The sequence below is a fragment of the Bacteroides sp. AF39-11AC genome, from assembly GCF_003474285.1.
Classification (GTDB): domain Bacteria; phylum Bacteroidota; class Bacteroidia; order Bacteroidales; family Bacteroidaceae; genus Bacteroides.
This window is the reverse complement of sequence record NZ_QROH01000001.1, coordinates 252,359-268,742: the sequence shown is the minus strand read 5'-3', so window position 1 is coordinate 268,742 and position 16,384 is coordinate 252,359. Positions and strand designations below refer to the sequence as shown.

Sequence of the window (16,384 nt, the reverse complement as noted above, 5' to 3'; positions counted from 1 at the left end):
CTTAAAAACAGATCATTATGAAGAAATATATATATATAGCAGCATTGGCATTCACAACTTTATTCAGTGCATGCGATGATTTCTTGTCGGTAGAGTCTCCCGACCAATTGACCTCCGACAAATTTTGGAGAGATGAGGCAGACGCTTTATCCGGACTGAGTGCAGCCTACTCACAACTCGAATACTCCATAAGCAGTTGGCAGATGTCTGAAGTTAAGTTTCCAGTTGAATCATTCCGGGAAGATATTCTGAAAGTTGGTCCTGATGTTTACAACTGGGCTTATATGCTGGAATATTATAACTTTACCTTTAACCAAGGCAGTTCGCAGATTTCGCTTTACTGGAGTAACAACTACAAAGGAGCTAACTATGCAAACCAGGTTATTACTAAGGTTCCGGAAGTTCCAGAAGGAAAAATCACAGAAGATATGCGTCAACAAATCCTCAATGAGGCCTATTTCCTTCGTGCTTATTATCATTTGAAACTCATTCTGAACTGGAAAGAAATCATCATCAGTGATAAGTATGTAGATGCCAGCAATCTAAATAAGCCACTTTCTTCCCGTGAAGCTGCTTGGGATTTCATTATCGAAGACTTGAAAAGAGCAACGAAATTACCTTCAAGCCACCCCAGCGAGAATGCTGGACGTGCTACTTGTGGGGCTGCCTATGCCTATCTGGGATTTGCTTACCTTACAAGAGCCTATGAGGAAACAGCTAAAAAAGATGAATACCTTCGCGAGGCTTTAGCAGCATTCAGTGAAGTCAAAGGATATGAACTGGAGAAAAAATTTATCAGCATGTTCGACGGAAGTAACAAGAACTGCAAAGAATCTGTCTTCGAACTTCAATTTACAATGAACAGTGATGGTGGCGCTTATTATAAACACCAAGTTCATAAGTTTATAGCAACTTATGAGTTAAGTGGATGGGAAGAAATGTACCCAAGCGACCAGCTAATCAACGAGTTCAAGAAAGAAGGTGAGATTGCTACTACCGGATTATATGATACACGTATGTATCAGACCATGTTTTTCCAATGTGACTACTTCAATGACGGAACAGGTAAAGTATATGGATACGACTATGACGACGTATTCTCTGGAGATGATGGCATTGCCTACAACAAACCTGCATTCAGAAAATATCTGCCTCCTACAATCAATGAACTTCTTGAAAATTATACTGCCATTAATCTTCCGTTAATGCGATATGCCAACGTATTATTAATGAAAGCTGAAGTTCTAAATCTACAAGGACACCCTGAACAAGCCATTCCAATTATCAATGAAGTGCGTAAAGTACATGGCGATATGCCGGAAATGAAAGGTACATCACAAGAAAATGTACAGGCACAGATTGAGCATGAACGTATGATTGAATTTCCACTTGAAGCATGGCGTTTCTATGATCTACGCCGTTGGGGCAAACTGGATGTCGCTTTACACGCTGCAGGACGCACAACATTCAGTGCTGAAAAACATTCATTCTACCCGATTCCTCAATCTGAAATTAAAGCGAACAGTGCCTTAAGCGGTTTAACAACTGAGGAAAGTAATTAATATAATTCTCTCTTAATCTTATATGAATGACAAGACGGTATTTGTACCTATGAATACCGTCTTGTTTATCCTGAAAGCTTTATCTTTGCCCTCAAAAACGACATAGATATGTTTACAATTATCGGACTGATGCTCACAGGAATGCTGCTGGGCTACCTCTTACGGAAACGGAATTTAAGTAAAATACATAAAGTTATCACAGTGTTGATCTGGGTACTGCTCTTCATTCTCGGCATTGAAGTGGGAGGAAACGAGCAGATTATCAAAGGACTGCACACCATTGGCCTTGAAGCCGTCATACTCACCATAGGTGGAACTCTGGGAAGTGTGATTGCCGCTTGGGCTCTGTGGAGGGCCTTATACAAACGGAAAGGAGGCCGGGCATGAAAGGAAGTCTTATCATAGTCGGCTTTTTTGTGCTGGGTACGCTCTGCGGAGTCTTTCACCTGATACCTATCGACATCGTAGTAGATAGTAAAGTCAGCTTTTATGCACTTTGCGCACTGATGTTCAGTGTAGGGCTAAGTGTAGGCAATGACCCGCAAACGTTGAAAAACTTCCGTTCACTCAATCCACGGTTGATATTCCTGCCTATCATGACCATTCTGGGCACGTTGGCAGGTTCTGCCGCAGTCAGCCTGATACTGACACACCGTTCCCTGACAGATTGCCTGGCTGTAGGTTCGGGCTTCGGTTACTATTCACTCTCCAGTATCTTCATTACCGAATATAAAGGAGCTGAATTAGGAACAATTGCCCTGCTCGCCAACATCAGCCGCGAGATTCTGACCTTACTGGCGGCACCGTTACTGGTGCGCTGGTTCGGCAACCTCGCTCCTATCTCTGCCGGAGGGGCAACTACGATGGACACCACACTGCCCATCATTACACGAACGGCCGGACAACAATTTGTAGTTGTCTCCATCTTCCACGGATTTGTGGTGGATTTCAGCGTTCCGTTCCTTGTGACACTGTTTTGTTCAATTTAATATTGTTTTGAACTTAAAGCAAATTATCATGAAAGCCAAAGTTTATACCTTACTCTTTTCCTCATTGCTTTGTGTTTCTGCCCTGGCTGATAACGAACCCTGGCAGAACCCACAAATCAACGAGATAAACAGAGAGCCGATGCATGCGCACTTCATCCCGTTTACGAATGAAGCCAACGCTTTGAAACAACGCTCTCTCCCCGCCGATGTGCGTTTCGACGTGAATCCTGCGACAGAAAGACGAGTTTCTCTGGATGGAACCTGGAAATTCCTGTTCTCAAAGAATAACGATCTTTGCCCTCAAGATTTCCATAAACCCGGATACAATACCCGGAAGTGGAGCAAAATACAAGTTCCCGGAAGTTGGGAACTGCAAGGATTCGATGCTCCTATCTATACAGATACCCGCTATCCATTTCCTGCCAATCCTCCGTATGTGCCTGCCAATTACAATCCGGTAGGAGCCTACATTCGTGAGTTTACCGTCCCGAATGGTTGGGAAGGTATGGATATCTTCCTTGACTTCGAAGGAGTGGAATCCGCTTATTATGTATGGGTGAACGGTGAGCTTGCCGGATATGCCGAAGACAGCCGTCTGCCGTCTCACTTCAACGTTACGAAGCTGTTGAAAAAAGGCAGTAATAAACTTGCCGTGAAAGTATTCCGTTACAGCGATGGCTCCTATCTTGAAGGGCAGGACTACTGGAAATACAGTGGCATTGAACGGGATGTATATCTCTATGCCCGTCCGCAAAGCCGTGTCCGTGACTTCCGGATGACTGCCGAGTTAGTCAATGATTACAAAGATGGAGAATTAAACCTCGATGTATTACTTCACCAGCCGAAAGCCGGAGAAACCGTCGAAGTTAAGATATTAGATCACGGCAAGGAGATTTACAACCGGAAGCAGTCCATCACTTCCACTACCGATACCCTGTTCAGCCAACAGCAAATCTTCCCGAATGCACGTGCATGGAATGCTGAAACGCCGAATACTTACACATTAGTAGTCAGCACCTTCGACGCCCAGGGAAAACCACTTGAATCTTTCACTCACCTTTTTGGTTTCCGCACGGTAGAAATGCGCAACGGAATGCAGATGATCAACGGGAAAGCAGTACTGTTTAAAGGAGTAAACCGTCACGAGCACGATCCGCACAAAGGACGCACTATCAGCGTCGCTTCCATGATACATGATATTCAGTTGATGAAACAATTCAACCTGAACGGTGTACGCAACTGTCACTATCCAAACTACTCTGCCTGGTACGAGCTTTGCACCGAATTCGGTCTGTACATGGTGGATGAAGCCAACATCGAAAGTCATGGCATGATGGATCATAAGGATGGCACGCTGGCTAATTATCCGGACTGGGAACGCCCCTTCATGGAGCGCATGAGCCGCATGATTGCACGCGACCGTAACTACTCAGCCATCGTCACCTGGTCCATGGGTAATGAATCCGGGTATGGCAAACATTTTGAAACGCTGTACGATTATACTAAGAAAATAGATCCTACCCGCCCGGTACAATACGAAGGAGGCGGCTACGATGCAAAAAGCGACATTTACTGTCCGATGTATGCACGTATCTGGTCATTGCGCCGCCACATCAATCAGCGTGACAAACGCCCCTTGATTATGTGTGAGTATGCCCATGCGATGGGTAACAGCGTAGGAAACTTCCAGGATTACTGGGATTTGATTTATAAGTATGACCAGCTACAGGGCGGATTTATCTGGGACTGGGTAGACCAGACATTCGCCATCAAAGATAAAAACAACCGTGATATCTGGGCATTCGGAGGCGACATGGGCTTTGTAGGCATCGTCAACGACTCTAACTTCTGTGCCAACGGACTGGTAGCTGCCGACCGTTCTCTCCATCCGCACATCTATGAGGTGAAGAAAGTACTGCAATACGTTCACTTCGAACCGGTAGCTTTTACTCCGAACAAGATAAAAATCAGCAATCGGCATGATTTCATCGGCTTGGAAGGATATACCCTGCGTTGGGCAGTAGAGTGCGACGGAAAAGCGGTACAAGAAGGTGAAATGGACTTCCCCGTAATCACTCCGGGAAGCTTTGCCAATATAGAATTACCCTTGAAAGCATTGCCTGCCGACGGTAAGGAATACTTCCTGACTCTGCGCGCATTCACCAAGCATGAAGCTCCGCTGATACCGAAAGGACATGAAGTGGCCATTGAGCAATGGCTACTCCCCACCACTCAAACAGCCGGAAAGGTTCAGCCCGCCAACGGTACACTGGCAATGGACCGGAATAACGAAGCGATCACACTGAAAGGAAATAACTTCCAAATAGCTTTCTCCGCCCAAAACGGTGAGATGACAGAACTGACCTACCATGGAAAGAATCTGATTAAAGAGGGTTTACAGCCCAACTTCTGGCGTCCGCTGACGGACAACGATATTCCTAACGGACATCTTTACCGCTGTGCCACCTGGAAGACCGCCGGAAAGGATGCCAAACTGGAGAATCTGGAAGTTACGGAGAAACAGCAGATTGCCACCGTAACAGCTACTTATAAGATGGAGGCGCAAGGCTCTACATTGCAAACGATCTATGATATTCATCCTGACGGTGCCGTCCGGGTGAGCATGCACTTCACTCCGGGCAAACAGGCGCTGAGTGAAATGCCCCGTCTGGGTATGCGTATGATACTTCCGGCAGAATATGAAATGATGTCCTGGCTGGGACGCGGTCCGCAGGAAAACTATGCAGACCGAAAGACAGGAGCATTGATAGGCCTGTATAATGCTACGGTCTGGGAACAATTCCATCCGTATGTACGTGCTCAGGAAACAGCCAATCACTGTGATGTGCGTTGGGTTGCCCTGCGCAATGCTGCCGGAGAGGGTTTACTGGTTACGGGAGAAGAACCTCTGAGCGTAAGTGCCTGGAACTTCCCGATGGAGGACATCGAATATCGTCCCTCGCAGGTAGAACGCCGTCATGGAGGAAGTATCCTGAAAAAGGATATGGTCTGGCTGAACATCGACCATCAGCAGATGGGTGTGGGTGGTGACAATACCTGGGGAGCACAAGTACATCCCGAATACACCATCACTCCGCACGAGTGGAAATACAGTTTCACACTGCAACCGCTCGGAGCAAAGGATGATGCAGCGGAACAGGCTCACAAATGTTGGTTCTAATATGGGTACGCGGACGACACGGATAAGGCGGACGAACGCCTTATCCGTGTCGTCCGCATACCCATTCCCTCTCAAATTATCATTTATCACCCCTAAAAAGCAATTATTAAGTTCATAATAATAACGAATATGCGACATAAGTTTATACACACCATTTGTATTACTCTGCTGGTTGCAGGCATCACCGCCTGCACTTCCGGCAGCAAAAACACTGCGGAGAAGCGGTATACCTTCAATAATATACTGGATATCGCCTACACTCCCGATACTTTGCACCGCTGCTACGGCTGGTTCACAGATGCCGGCTCGTGGATGGGCTTCACCCTTCCCGAGAAAGAGAACTGGGTAAACGGTTTCTGCGGCCCGTTCAGTCTGGATATGTTTCGCCGCCAGTGGATGGCTCAATCCGCTGTTACGGTAGGTTTTAGTCAGAAACCTTCGGACACCTTTGTGCCCGACTCCACCTGCTACTATCCCGGAGAACTGTATATGTCCGCCCATTCGGGCAACGGAACCATCACCCAGCAGCTTAACTTCATAAGTGCCTCTACCGCTTTGCTTCGTATAGAAGCCGACAAGACGGAAGAACTGATGCTGACCGGCAGCCAATGGGGAAAGAACGTAACCGTAAGTATAGAGCAGAATTCCGTAATAGCCCGCCATCCCAGTGGAGAAAGCGTAACTGTAACGTTTACTCCCGATGTGGCACTTACCGGAACGGATAATAACTACACCGCCCTTATCCATACCTCCAAGTACCCCGTAAACGTAGCCATTTCCTTCTTCACCTCCGAAAAGGAAATGACAGCCGGATTACAAAACCTCCCCAACCTGCTTAACAATCCCGAAAAAGCATTGCAAGCCAATGCCGAACGTTGGGAAAGATACCTGACGAAGATACTGCGTACCGACATGAAACCCGAATACGACCGCATCGCCGTGAAAGCCGTAACCACTCTTATCTCCAACTGGCGTACCCATCGCGGCGGTCTGTTGCACGAGGGTATCATTCCGAGCCATGCAGTCGGTTACTTTGTAGGCTTCTGGGCATGGGACAGCTGGCGTTTCAGCGCCGGAACTGCCAAGTTCGATCCTGAACTGGCAAAGAATAACATCCGCGCCATGTTCGATTATCAGCAACCGGACGGTATGGTTATCGACTGTATCTACACCGATCCATCCGAAAACAATGCACGCGACAGCAAGCCACCCCTTGTATGCTGGGCTGTAGATGAGATCTTTACGCATACAGGCGACACAGCTTTCGTTTCCGAGATGTATCCGCAACTGCTTTCTTATTATAAGTGGTGGTATCAGAAACGCGACCATAATCATAATGGTATGTGCGAATACGGTGCCACAGACGGTACTCTGGAAGCGGCAGCCTGGGAAAGCGGTATGGACAATGCCATCCGTTTTGACGATGCCGTGATGCTGAAGAACGACGGGGGCGAGGATGCCTGGAGCATGGACCAGGAAAGTGTAGACCTGAATGCCTACCTGGCATTGGAATGTAAGTTACTGAAGAAGTTTGCCGGATTACTGAATGTCTCATTCGATGCTCCCGACTATAGTAATAAAGTAGCCGATTATTTCTTTGATCCCAAACTCAATTTCTTCTTTGACCGCCGCCTGAAAGACGGTTCATTCATTGAAGAACCGGGATGCGAAGCCTATACTCCGTTGTGGACACAGATTGCCACGCAAGAGCAGGTAGACAAGATGTTACCCATGCTTCAGGACACAGCGAAGTTCTCAACGTATATCCCCTTCCCCACCATTGCCGCAGATAATCCCAAGTACAACCCGCGCGGCTATTGGCGTGGTCCTATCTGGCTGGATCAGACTTACTTTGCCATCCGCGGGCTCCGCAACTACGGTTACCATAAGCTCGCCGATGAATATACCTTGCAGGTATTCGACCGCCTCAACGGGCTGAAAGAAGGAGCGCCCATCCACGAGAACTATGGCACTCACACCGGAGAGCGACTGAAAGCGCCACACTTCAGTTGGAGTTCATCCCATCTATTGATGATGTACGATGATTACGGGAAGTAATTCCCGTTCCCATTAAAATGAAACGCCCGTTTCCATTAAGGAAAACGGGCATTTCTATTAGAGGGAATAATAAACAGGGTTCTTAGAAGAGACTCCACGCAACCGTCAGTCCGGCCATCACGATAGCTACCATACTCATCAGCTTGATAAGGATATTCAAACTCGGACCGGAAGTATCTTTGAACGGGTCACCTACCGTATCGCCTACCACAGTAGCTTTATGTACTTCGCTACCCTTACCGCCAAAGTTACCTTCTTCCACATATTTCTTTGCATTATCCCATGCACCGCCCGCATTCGCCATAAAGATGGCAAGGACGAAACCGCTGCTCAATCCACCGATCAGCAAACCCAGAACACCGGGAACACCGAAGATAAGTCCCGTTGCAATCGGAGCAATAATGGCTATCAATGAGGGAACTACCATCTCACGCTGTGCTCCTTTTGTAGAAATCTCTACACAACGCTCGTAGTCCGGTTCCGTTTCACCGGTAAGGATACCCTTGATTTCACGGAACTGGCGGCGCACTTCATCCACCATGTGGGCGGCGGCACGGCCAACAGCGTTCATTGTCAATCCGCAGAAAAGGAATGCCATCATACTACCCAGGAACATACCCGAAAGAACCTTCGGATTCATCAATGTCACATCATAATGATGCATGAAATCGAAGAAGGTGGCATCCTGAAGCCCCACAGCATCCCCATGGGGAAGTGTTAATTCCGTGGTTCCCAAACGAGTCAGTCCGATACGGATTTCTTCAATATAAGAAGCAAGCAGGGCAAGTCCCGTAAGTGCAGCCGAACCAATGGCGAAGCCTTTTCCGGTAGCGGCAGTGGTGTTGCCCAAAGAGTCGAGAGCATCGGTGCGTTTGCGAACTTCTTCACCCAGACCGGACATTTCGGCATTACCACCGGCATTGTCGGCAATAGGACCGTAAGCATCTGTAGCAAGCGTGATACCCAAGGTGGAAAGCATACCTACGGCAGCAATACCGATGCCGTAAAGTCCCATACCTACATTATTGAAATCGAACCCTGATGCAAACAGGTAGGAAGCAATGATACCTATTACCACAGCAATCACCGGAACCGCGGTAGACAGCATACCCAAACCGATGCCGGAGATGATTACCGTTGCCGGACCGGTCTTTCCGCTTTCGCTCAACTTCTGAGTAGGACGATAGGATTGTGAGGTATAGTATTCCGTAGAACGTCCGATAATGATACCGACTACCAGACCGACTATAACGGCACAGGATATCCACATCCAGTTATCAAGTTGCAACAACCAAAGAATAAAGAAAGTAGCCACTACAATCAGCACTGAACTCAGGTTCGTACCGAAAGCCAACGAAGCAAGCAGGTCTTTCATCTTCGCATTCTCCTTGGTACGTACTGCGAAGATACCGATAATAGAGAGAAGGATACCTACGGCAGCAATCAGCATCGGAGCAATAACGGCTTTGAACTGCATGGCCGTATCTCCCGTATGAATAAAGGCGGCAGCACCCAGAGCGGCAGTTGCCAGTATGGAGCCACAATAGCTTTCATAGAGATCGGCACCCATACCCGCCACATCGCCTACGTTGTCACCTACATTATCGGCAATCGTTGCAGGATTACGCGGATCGTCTTCGGGAATGCCGGCCTCAACCTTACCTACCAGGTCGGCGCCTACATCGGCAGCTTTCGTATAGATACCTCCACCTACACGGGCAAAGAGCGCTTGTGTGGAAGCACCCATTCCGAAAGTAAGCATGGTGGTAGTGATAATACAGAGTTTATGAGTCGGAGTCAGAACATCTTCCGGAATAACCGCATTCAATAACAGATACCAGAAAGAGATGTCGAGCAAGCCCAAGCCCACTACCACCAGTCCCATTACCGCACCACTACGGAAAGCGACGCGCAATCCCGCATTCAGTGAATTACGGGCAGCATTTGCCGTACGTGCCGAAGCATACGTTGCCGTCTTCATGCCGAGGAAGCCGGAAAGTCCGGAGAAGAAACCGCCCGTCAGGAAAGCAATCGGTACCCAATGGTTTTGCACATCGAAGCCATAAGCCATAATAGAGAAAAGGATCACAAGTCCCAGAAATACCCAGCCAACTATCTTATACTGTTGTTTCAGATAAGACATCGCGCCTTTACGCACAGCGGCGGCAATCTTTATCATTTGCGGAGTACCCTCACTCTCTTTCATCATTTGCTTATGGAAATAGTAAGCAAAGCAGAGAGCTAAAACGGAAGCGGCCGGAATCAGCCAGAAAAGCAAACTGTCCATGGTGTTATTCGTATTAAAAGGTTGATTGAAAGTCTAAAAGTATTGATTTGAAACGAAATAAGCAAAGGAATGAAAGAAAATCAACTCATTCTATTAAATTTGCAGGCGAAAACCGTACCCGATTGAGCACCCATGTTGTAGTATAAGTAAAATCAATAAAAACAAAGGAATAATGAAACGCACAGATTTTACTTTTAGAAAGGCATGGATGATATACACAGTATATATTCTTCTACTCTTTACCTCAACCGCAAATGCACAGCAAACATCCAGACTGGTCAGTCTGGAACTAAAAAACGAAAAGCTGTCTGCCGCACTGAAACAGATAGAGAAGATGGGCGGCAAGAATATCCTTTTTGCCTATGAAGAGACGGAGAACTATCACGTAACAGCAAGTATCCGTAAACAGACACAAGGCGAAGCCATCCGCACAGTACTGAAAGGAAAGCCTTTCAACAGCATTGAACGTACCGATTACTTCGTGATTCAGCGTAAGGGAAAAGATGGCAAGACTACCCAAGTGCGCGGAACCATATACGGAGAGCGGAATGAACCGTTAGCGTATGCCAACGTCATCCTGCTGGCAACAACCGATTCCTCTTTTATTACAGGATGCGTCACAGCGGAAGACGGTAGCTTTATCCTACCCGGCAACAATGAAAAAAAACATTTGCTGAAAGTAACCTACATAGGCTATCAATCCTTGACGCTTCCCTGCCAACCGGAAAATGACATTCGCCTGCAACCGGACGCGCAAATGCTGAAGGAAGTGACGGTAACCGCCTCCCGCCCGATGGTGGAACGCAAGAATGGCGCTTTCGTTGCCAACGTAGCGGGAACACCGCTCTCCATGCTGGGTTCGGCAAGCGATATGATCGGTCACCTCCCTTTTGTCACCGGCTCGGACGGTAACTATACGGTTATCGGACGAGGCAAACCGGACATCTACATCAACGGTCGGAAAGTGCGCGACTCCTCCGAACTGGATCAACTTCAGGCTAACGAAATACTCTCCGCCGAAATTGTAACCACACCCGGAGCACGTTATTCCTCCAACGTATCATCTGTTATCCGACTACGTACCATCCGCAAGCGCGGTCAAGGTTTAAGTGCCAATGCCTACGCAGACTATACCCAGGGACACTCGGCAAAAGGCAAACAAGGCGCCTCACTGAATTATCGTACCGGCGGACTGGACATCTTTGTCAAAGGGCATTTCAATGAGTCGGACACATACTCCACCAGTCATACCCAACTGCAACTGAGCACTTCCTCCGAATGGAAAAGTATATCTGACAACGTCAATCGTGCACATGATGCAAACTTCAATGGCGAAGTAGGTTTCAACTACGAACCGGATGACCATCAGTCTTTCGGTATACGCTATGTACCCAAAACCGGACTGGGCAATCAGGAACTTTATGCACAAGGTGAAACCGTGATGCTGCGGGACGGAGAAGAGGTGGATCGTCTCACATCCGACTCACACGGTCGCAAGCATACCAACTGGAATCATACCGTGAATGGCTATTATAACGGTACTTTCGGAAAATGGAACATCGACTTCAATGCCGACTACCTCTACGGTCGTTCGGGAGGCGGGCAGAAGGTGGACAACAATGGTGAAACAGATGCCACATCCGACAGTGAAGTGAAAAACCGCCTGTATGCCGCTAAACTGGTGATTACAGCACCGCTTGGGCAAGGCAAACTCTCTTTCGGTACTGAAGAAACTTTCACCGAGCGCCACGACATCTTCAAGCAAAGCGGTTTCTCCAACGATGCCGACAACCGCATCAAACAGTCCATCGCCTCTGCCTTTGCCGATTATTCCATAGAATTGGGACAGTTCGACCTTACGGCAGGACTACGCTACGAATATCAAAAGACGGATTACTACGAATCAGATGTCTATAAAGTAGAGAAAAGTCCTGCCTATCATGACTTGATTCCCGTAGCCGGCATTTTCTATAAAAAGGAGGACTGGAATATCGGCCTGTCTTATCGCATGAAGAAATTTAGTCCCAGTTACAGTATGCTGTCCAGTACCATCAGTTACCAAAGCAAGTACCAATACCACAACGGAAATCCTGAACTGGAACCACAAAAGCATAACCTCTTCTCATTGGAAGGGGGCTGGAAATGGATCAATACCAGTTTATACTTCAACCATGTACGAAACATGTACACCACTTATGCAAAACCATACGACGATGCAAAGCATCCCGGCGTAGTATTGTGGACGATGGCAAGCATTCCCAACTCCTATGCATACGGAGGCGCTGTGGTACTCTCCCCGAAGTTCGGCTGGTGGCAACCGCAATTTACGGTCAGTGTGTCCTGGTTCCAGTCCAATGCCCGTTCACTGAATATTCAGCCCCTCTGGAATGAGGCGCAACCGGATTTCATTCTGAACAACAGCTTTACTTTGCCTCGTGGCTGGTTTCTCAATATAAAAGGAAGACTGGCATTGGGTGCAAAGCAAAGCTATGCCATCAGAAAAACAGAAGGAACTGTAGATGCGCAACTTACCAAATCTTTCCTGAAAGACCGTGCGTTGCGCATCTCGTTGGTAGCGAATGATATATTTCGTACAGGTACCTATCACTTTCGTGTATATGGCGACCGTACCTACAACGAGTTTGAAAATTATGCCGACAAACAACGTTTCGGCATACGCCTCAACTATCAGTTCAATGCCACTAAGAATAAATATAAAGGTAAAGGTGCCGGAGAAAGTGAAAAAGGACGTCTTTAAATTCCGTTTACCCCAAAGGATGATTCTGTTTACCTCAAATGATAACTCCGTTTACACGCCGAGGTAAAGAGCGTTACATACCGAGGTAAAGAGCGTTACAATAAGGGGTAAAGAGCGTTACATATGGCGGTAAATGCTTTTACCGTGTGATGTAAATGGTTTGTAAATACAACCAACTGATTGCTAGAGCACTAACCATTTCCTGTATCTCTCTTTCCCAATATGTACAATTGTACAATGTCCTTCCCACAACGGTGCAACGACAGTTTAAGGAGATTGATAAAGGAAATAAAGGATAATCCTTACCTTTGCAGACTAAATAAAGAATCAGAGAATGTCCTTGTTTCATAAAAAAGACACAAAAAGAGAAGTTTTCGGACAGATGTTCACGGAGCTATATCCCCGTCTGGTGCGCTACGCCACCCAACTATTGGGCGACGGAGAAGAAGCCCGTGATATTGTGGGTAGTGTGATGGAGCAGGCGTGGAAACAATTCGAAAAGCTGGAACCGGAAAACCGGGGAGCCTGGCTTTACACTGCGGCACGTAACGCCTGCCTTAACCGTCTGAAGCATCTGCAAGTAGAAGCTACCAACCTGGAAGCATTGCGCGAAGCCACCCGCATGGATGTAGCGACCGACTACCGGGAACATGAACGACTACTGCAACAAGCGGAAAGCATTGCCCGCAACCTACCGGAACCAACCTGCACGGTATTGCGGCTCTGCTATTATGAACATAAAACCTATCGGGAAGTAGCCGAACAGCTTGGCATCAGTCCCGACACTGTAAAGAAACATATATCCAAAGCTTTGCGTACCTTGCGCGAAGCTATGACCCTGAAAGGAGGAAACCGATGATGGAAGAGAAAAAAGAAAATGATTTCAAGATGGATACTGAAGACCTCAGATTACTGAATGCCTTCGGAGAAGCGCTCGGAGACTTACCTTCGGAAGAAGAAACCCGCGCGGCATGGAATGCTTTTGCCTCCCGGCAAGACGCCCAAAAACGCAGACGCATCATACAGATGTGGACTTCCGGCATTGCAGCTGCCATCGTAGTGCTGGTAGTGCTTATCGTGCCCCGTATTACCAACAAAGACACGATTCAAGATATCGAAATCTTTGCGGCCCTGGATGTTCCCGAAGCAATCATCACCTCAGAGAGCAATGGCAGGATTACTCTTTCAACTCCCCCAGCCACTACCATGCAAATCACTTTGGACGATGGTACACAGGTTACGCTCAGCGCCAATTCCCGCCTGGAATATCCTAAACAATTCCCGGCAGAGGGGACCCGTGAAGTCCATCTGACAGGAGAAGCACGTTTCGAAGTGGCAAAAGATAGTGCACGTCCTTTCATTGTTTCTTCCGGTAAGATGCAGACACAGGTATTGGGCACGGTATTCGATGTAAATGCCTATCCGGGAAAAGTAGCGGCAGTCACTTTATTTCAGGGGCGCGTCCGCGTCAGCGACGAGAAACAAACACGGCAGAAAGACATATTGCCCGGACAGCAAGCTATATTGTCTGAAGATAATGGTTTCACCATATCCGAAGCACAACTCACCGCAACGGAAGGATGGACCAAAGGAGAGTTCAGCTTCGATGATGCCGAACTGGCGGAGATAATGAAGTCTGTCGGCACATGGTATAATACCAGTATCATCTTTCATTCGCCCGACTTGCTGAAACAACGCATTCATTTCCGCTTCCCGCGAACAACTTCCTTGGAAGAGGTACTGCAAGCGCTCAATGATCTGGGAATAGCCAAACTGGAACAAAAAAAGGGAAAAGTAATCATCAGCGATTATTCTCCCAAGCATTGATATGCAGGGGAAGAGCTTTCCGGTTCTCCCTCTGTATTGATTATTCTACGGTCACAGCCGTGCCGCAAGCAGTTACCATCAGCATACTGCCGCTTCCACCTACTGTTTCATAGTCCAAATCCACGCCAATCACAGCATTGGCTCCAAGTGCCTTGGCATGCTCCTGCATTTCACGAAGGGCAATATCTTTCGCTTCACGCAGCACTTCCTCGTAAGAGCCGCTGCGTCCGCCCACTACATCACGAATACTGGCAAAAAAGTCACGGAATACATTGGCACCGATAATCGTCTCGCCTGAAACTATACCGTAATAGCGGGTGATACGTCCACCCTCGATAATTGGGGTTGTTGTTACTAACATGATCTTTCTCTGTTTATTTAAGTTATTTGCATTCTATTAGACGCACAGACAGGACGGAAAGTTGCAGTGACCTTCTTTTTATATTTTATACTCAAGTTTCGCAAGCTTTGATAAGGCTTACGAAACCTAAATTTTATATTTATGCTTAGAACATCTTGCTGACGCGTTCGATACCTGCCACCAAGACATCTATTTCTTCTTTCGTATTATAGATTCCAAAAGAAGCACGCACTGTTCCTTCTATGCCGAGGCGTTGCATCAACGGTTGGGCACAATGGTGTCCTGTACGTACGGCAATGCCGAGACGATCGAGCAATGTGCCCATATCGAAGTGATGAATATCCCCCACAAGGAAGGAGATGACACTTCCTTTCTCAGCAGCTTCACCAAAGATACGCATACCGGGGATTGTTTTCAATCGCTGCGTGGCATATTCCGTCAATTCATGCTCATAAGCGGCAATCTTATCCATGCCAATGGCAGAAACATAATCGAGAGCTTTCGCCAGTCCCGTAGTACCGATATAGTCAGGAGTACCGGCTTCGAACTTAAACGGCAATTCATTGAAGGTAGTACGTTCAAAAGATACATGCTTTATCATCTCACCGCCGCCTTGATAAGGAGGTAACTTATTCAGCCATTCTTCCTTACCATAGAGCACGCCCACACCGGTAGGCCCATACACTTTATGACCGGAGAATACAAGGAAATCAGCGTCCAGATCTTTCACGTCCACTGCCATGTGAGGAATGGATTGTGCCGCATCTACCAGGAAAGGTACATCATGATTATGGGCAATCTTAATCATTTCCTTGATAGGATTGACCGTACCCAAAACATTGGACACATGTACTACGCTCACAATCTTCGTTCGGTCAGTGAAAAGCTTCTCGTATTCATCCATCAGAAGTTCACCGCGGTCGTTCATCGGAATAACCTTCAGATTGATACGCTTCCGTTCGGCCAGCAGTTGCCAGGGAACGATATTACTATGATGTTCCATTACGGAAACAATCACTTCGTCACCCGGATGCAGAAATGCCTCACCGAAACTGGAGGCTAACAGATTGATGCTTTCCGTGGTTCCCCGTGTAAATACGATTTCATTTATAGAACCGGCATTGATGAACTTCCGCACCGTCTCTCGGCTTGCCTCGTGCAGTTCCGTTGCCTGTTGCGACAGGAAGTGTACGCCACGGTGCACATTGGCATTGACAGAATAATATTCATCCGTTATGGCATCCACCACACAACGCGGCTTCTGTGTCGTCGCCCCATTATCCAAATAGACTAATGGTTTGCCGTACACTTCACGGGAAAGTATCGGGAAATCGGCTCTTATCTTTTGAATATCATACATG

At 47.3% G+C, this 16,384-nt stretch carries 11 protein-coding genes; 8 read left to right on the top strand and 3 right to left on the bottom strand.

The features are described from left to right. Nucleotides 1-17 precede the first annotated feature (17 nt). The 5 genes from DW036_RS00880 to DW036_RS00860 all read left to right on the top strand — a co-directional run bounded on the left by DW036_RS00880 (nt 18) and on the right by DW036_RS00860 (nt 7,790). The gene (locus tag DW036_RS00880; RefSeq protein ID WP_118460568.1) at nt 18-1,562 is read left to right on the top strand and encodes a RagB/SusD family nutrient uptake outer membrane protein; all 1,545 of its coding nucleotides are present in this window, start codon (nt 18-20) and stop codon (nt 1,560-1,562) included. Nucleotides 1,563-1,670: 108 nt separating this feature from the next. After that, a complete protein-coding gene (locus DW036_RS00875) occupies nt 1,671-1,949 on the top strand; it encodes a LysO family transporter (protein WP_118460566.1) in 279 nt (92 codons plus the stop codon). Continuing rightward, complete coding sequence (locus DW036_RS00870; RefSeq protein ID WP_007210896.1) at nt 1,946-2,551, top strand: lysine exporter LysO family protein; 606 nt, start codon at nt 1,946-1,948, stop codon at nt 2,549-2,551. The genes DW036_RS00875 and DW036_RS00870 overlap by 4 nt, the downstream gene beginning before the upstream one ends. A 28-nt stretch (nt 2,552-2,579) precedes the next feature. Beyond that, complete coding sequence (locus tag DW036_RS00865) at nt 2,580-5,732, top strand: glycoside hydrolase family 2 TIM barrel-domain containing protein (protein ID WP_118460564.1); 3,153 nt, start codon at nt 2,580-2,582, stop codon at nt 5,730-5,732. Between the two features lie 129 nt (nt 5,733-5,861). After that, entirely contained in the window at nt 5,862-7,790 is a 1,929-nt protein-coding gene (locus DW036_RS00860) for a trehalase family glycosidase (protein WP_118460562.1), read from the top strand. Between the two features lie 82 nt (nt 7,791-7,872). On the opposite strand, the gene DW036_RS00855 is transcribed toward DW036_RS00860, so the two are convergent. After that, on the bottom strand, nt 7,873-10,077 hold the full coding sequence (locus tag DW036_RS00855; RefSeq protein ID WP_118460560.1) for a sodium-translocating pyrophosphatase: 2,205 nt from the start codon (nt 10,075-10,077) through the stop codon (nt 7,873-7,875). Between the two features lie 172 nt (nt 10,078-10,249). Between DW036_RS00855 and DW036_RS00850 the strand changes: the two genes are divergently transcribed. From DW036_RS00850 to DW036_RS00840, 3 genes are all read left to right on the top strand, one after another. Next, complete coding sequence (locus tag DW036_RS00850; RefSeq protein ID WP_118460558.1) at nt 10,250-12,835, top strand: outer membrane beta-barrel protein; 2,586 nt, start codon at nt 10,250-10,252, stop codon at nt 12,833-12,835. Nucleotides 12,836-13,169: 334 nt separating this feature from the next. Further along, nucleotides 13,170-13,694 (top strand): RNA polymerase sigma-70 factor, encoded by a 525-nt coding sequence (locus tag DW036_RS00845; RefSeq protein ID WP_007210903.1) that lies wholly within the window; start codon nt 13,170-13,172, stop codon nt 13,692-13,694. Then, on the top strand, nt 13,691-14,662 hold the full coding sequence (locus DW036_RS00840) for a FecR family protein (protein WP_118460556.1): 972 nt from the start codon (nt 13,691-13,693) through the stop codon (nt 14,660-14,662). Before DW036_RS00845 ends, DW036_RS00840 begins: the two co-directional genes overlap by 4 nt. Before the next feature lie 40 nt (nt 14,663-14,702). Here the strand turns inward: DW036_RS00840 and DW036_RS00835 are convergent, their stop codons facing one another. Both DW036_RS00835 and DW036_RS00830 read right to left on the bottom strand, forming a co-directional pair. Next, on the bottom strand, nt 14,703-15,023 hold the full coding sequence (locus tag DW036_RS00835; protein ID WP_118460554.1) for a heavy metal-binding domain-containing protein: 321 nt from the start codon (nt 15,021-15,023) through the stop codon (nt 14,703-14,705). 145 nt (nt 15,024-15,168) lie between these two features. Then, nucleotides 15,169-16,383 carry an aminotransferase class V-fold PLP-dependent enzyme gene (locus DW036_RS00830; protein ID WP_118460552.1) on the bottom strand — a complete coding sequence of 405 codons (1,215 nt, stop codon included), beginning with the start codon at nt 16,381-16,383 and terminating at the stop codon, nt 15,169-15,171. Nucleotide 16,384: the final 1 nt, after the last annotated feature.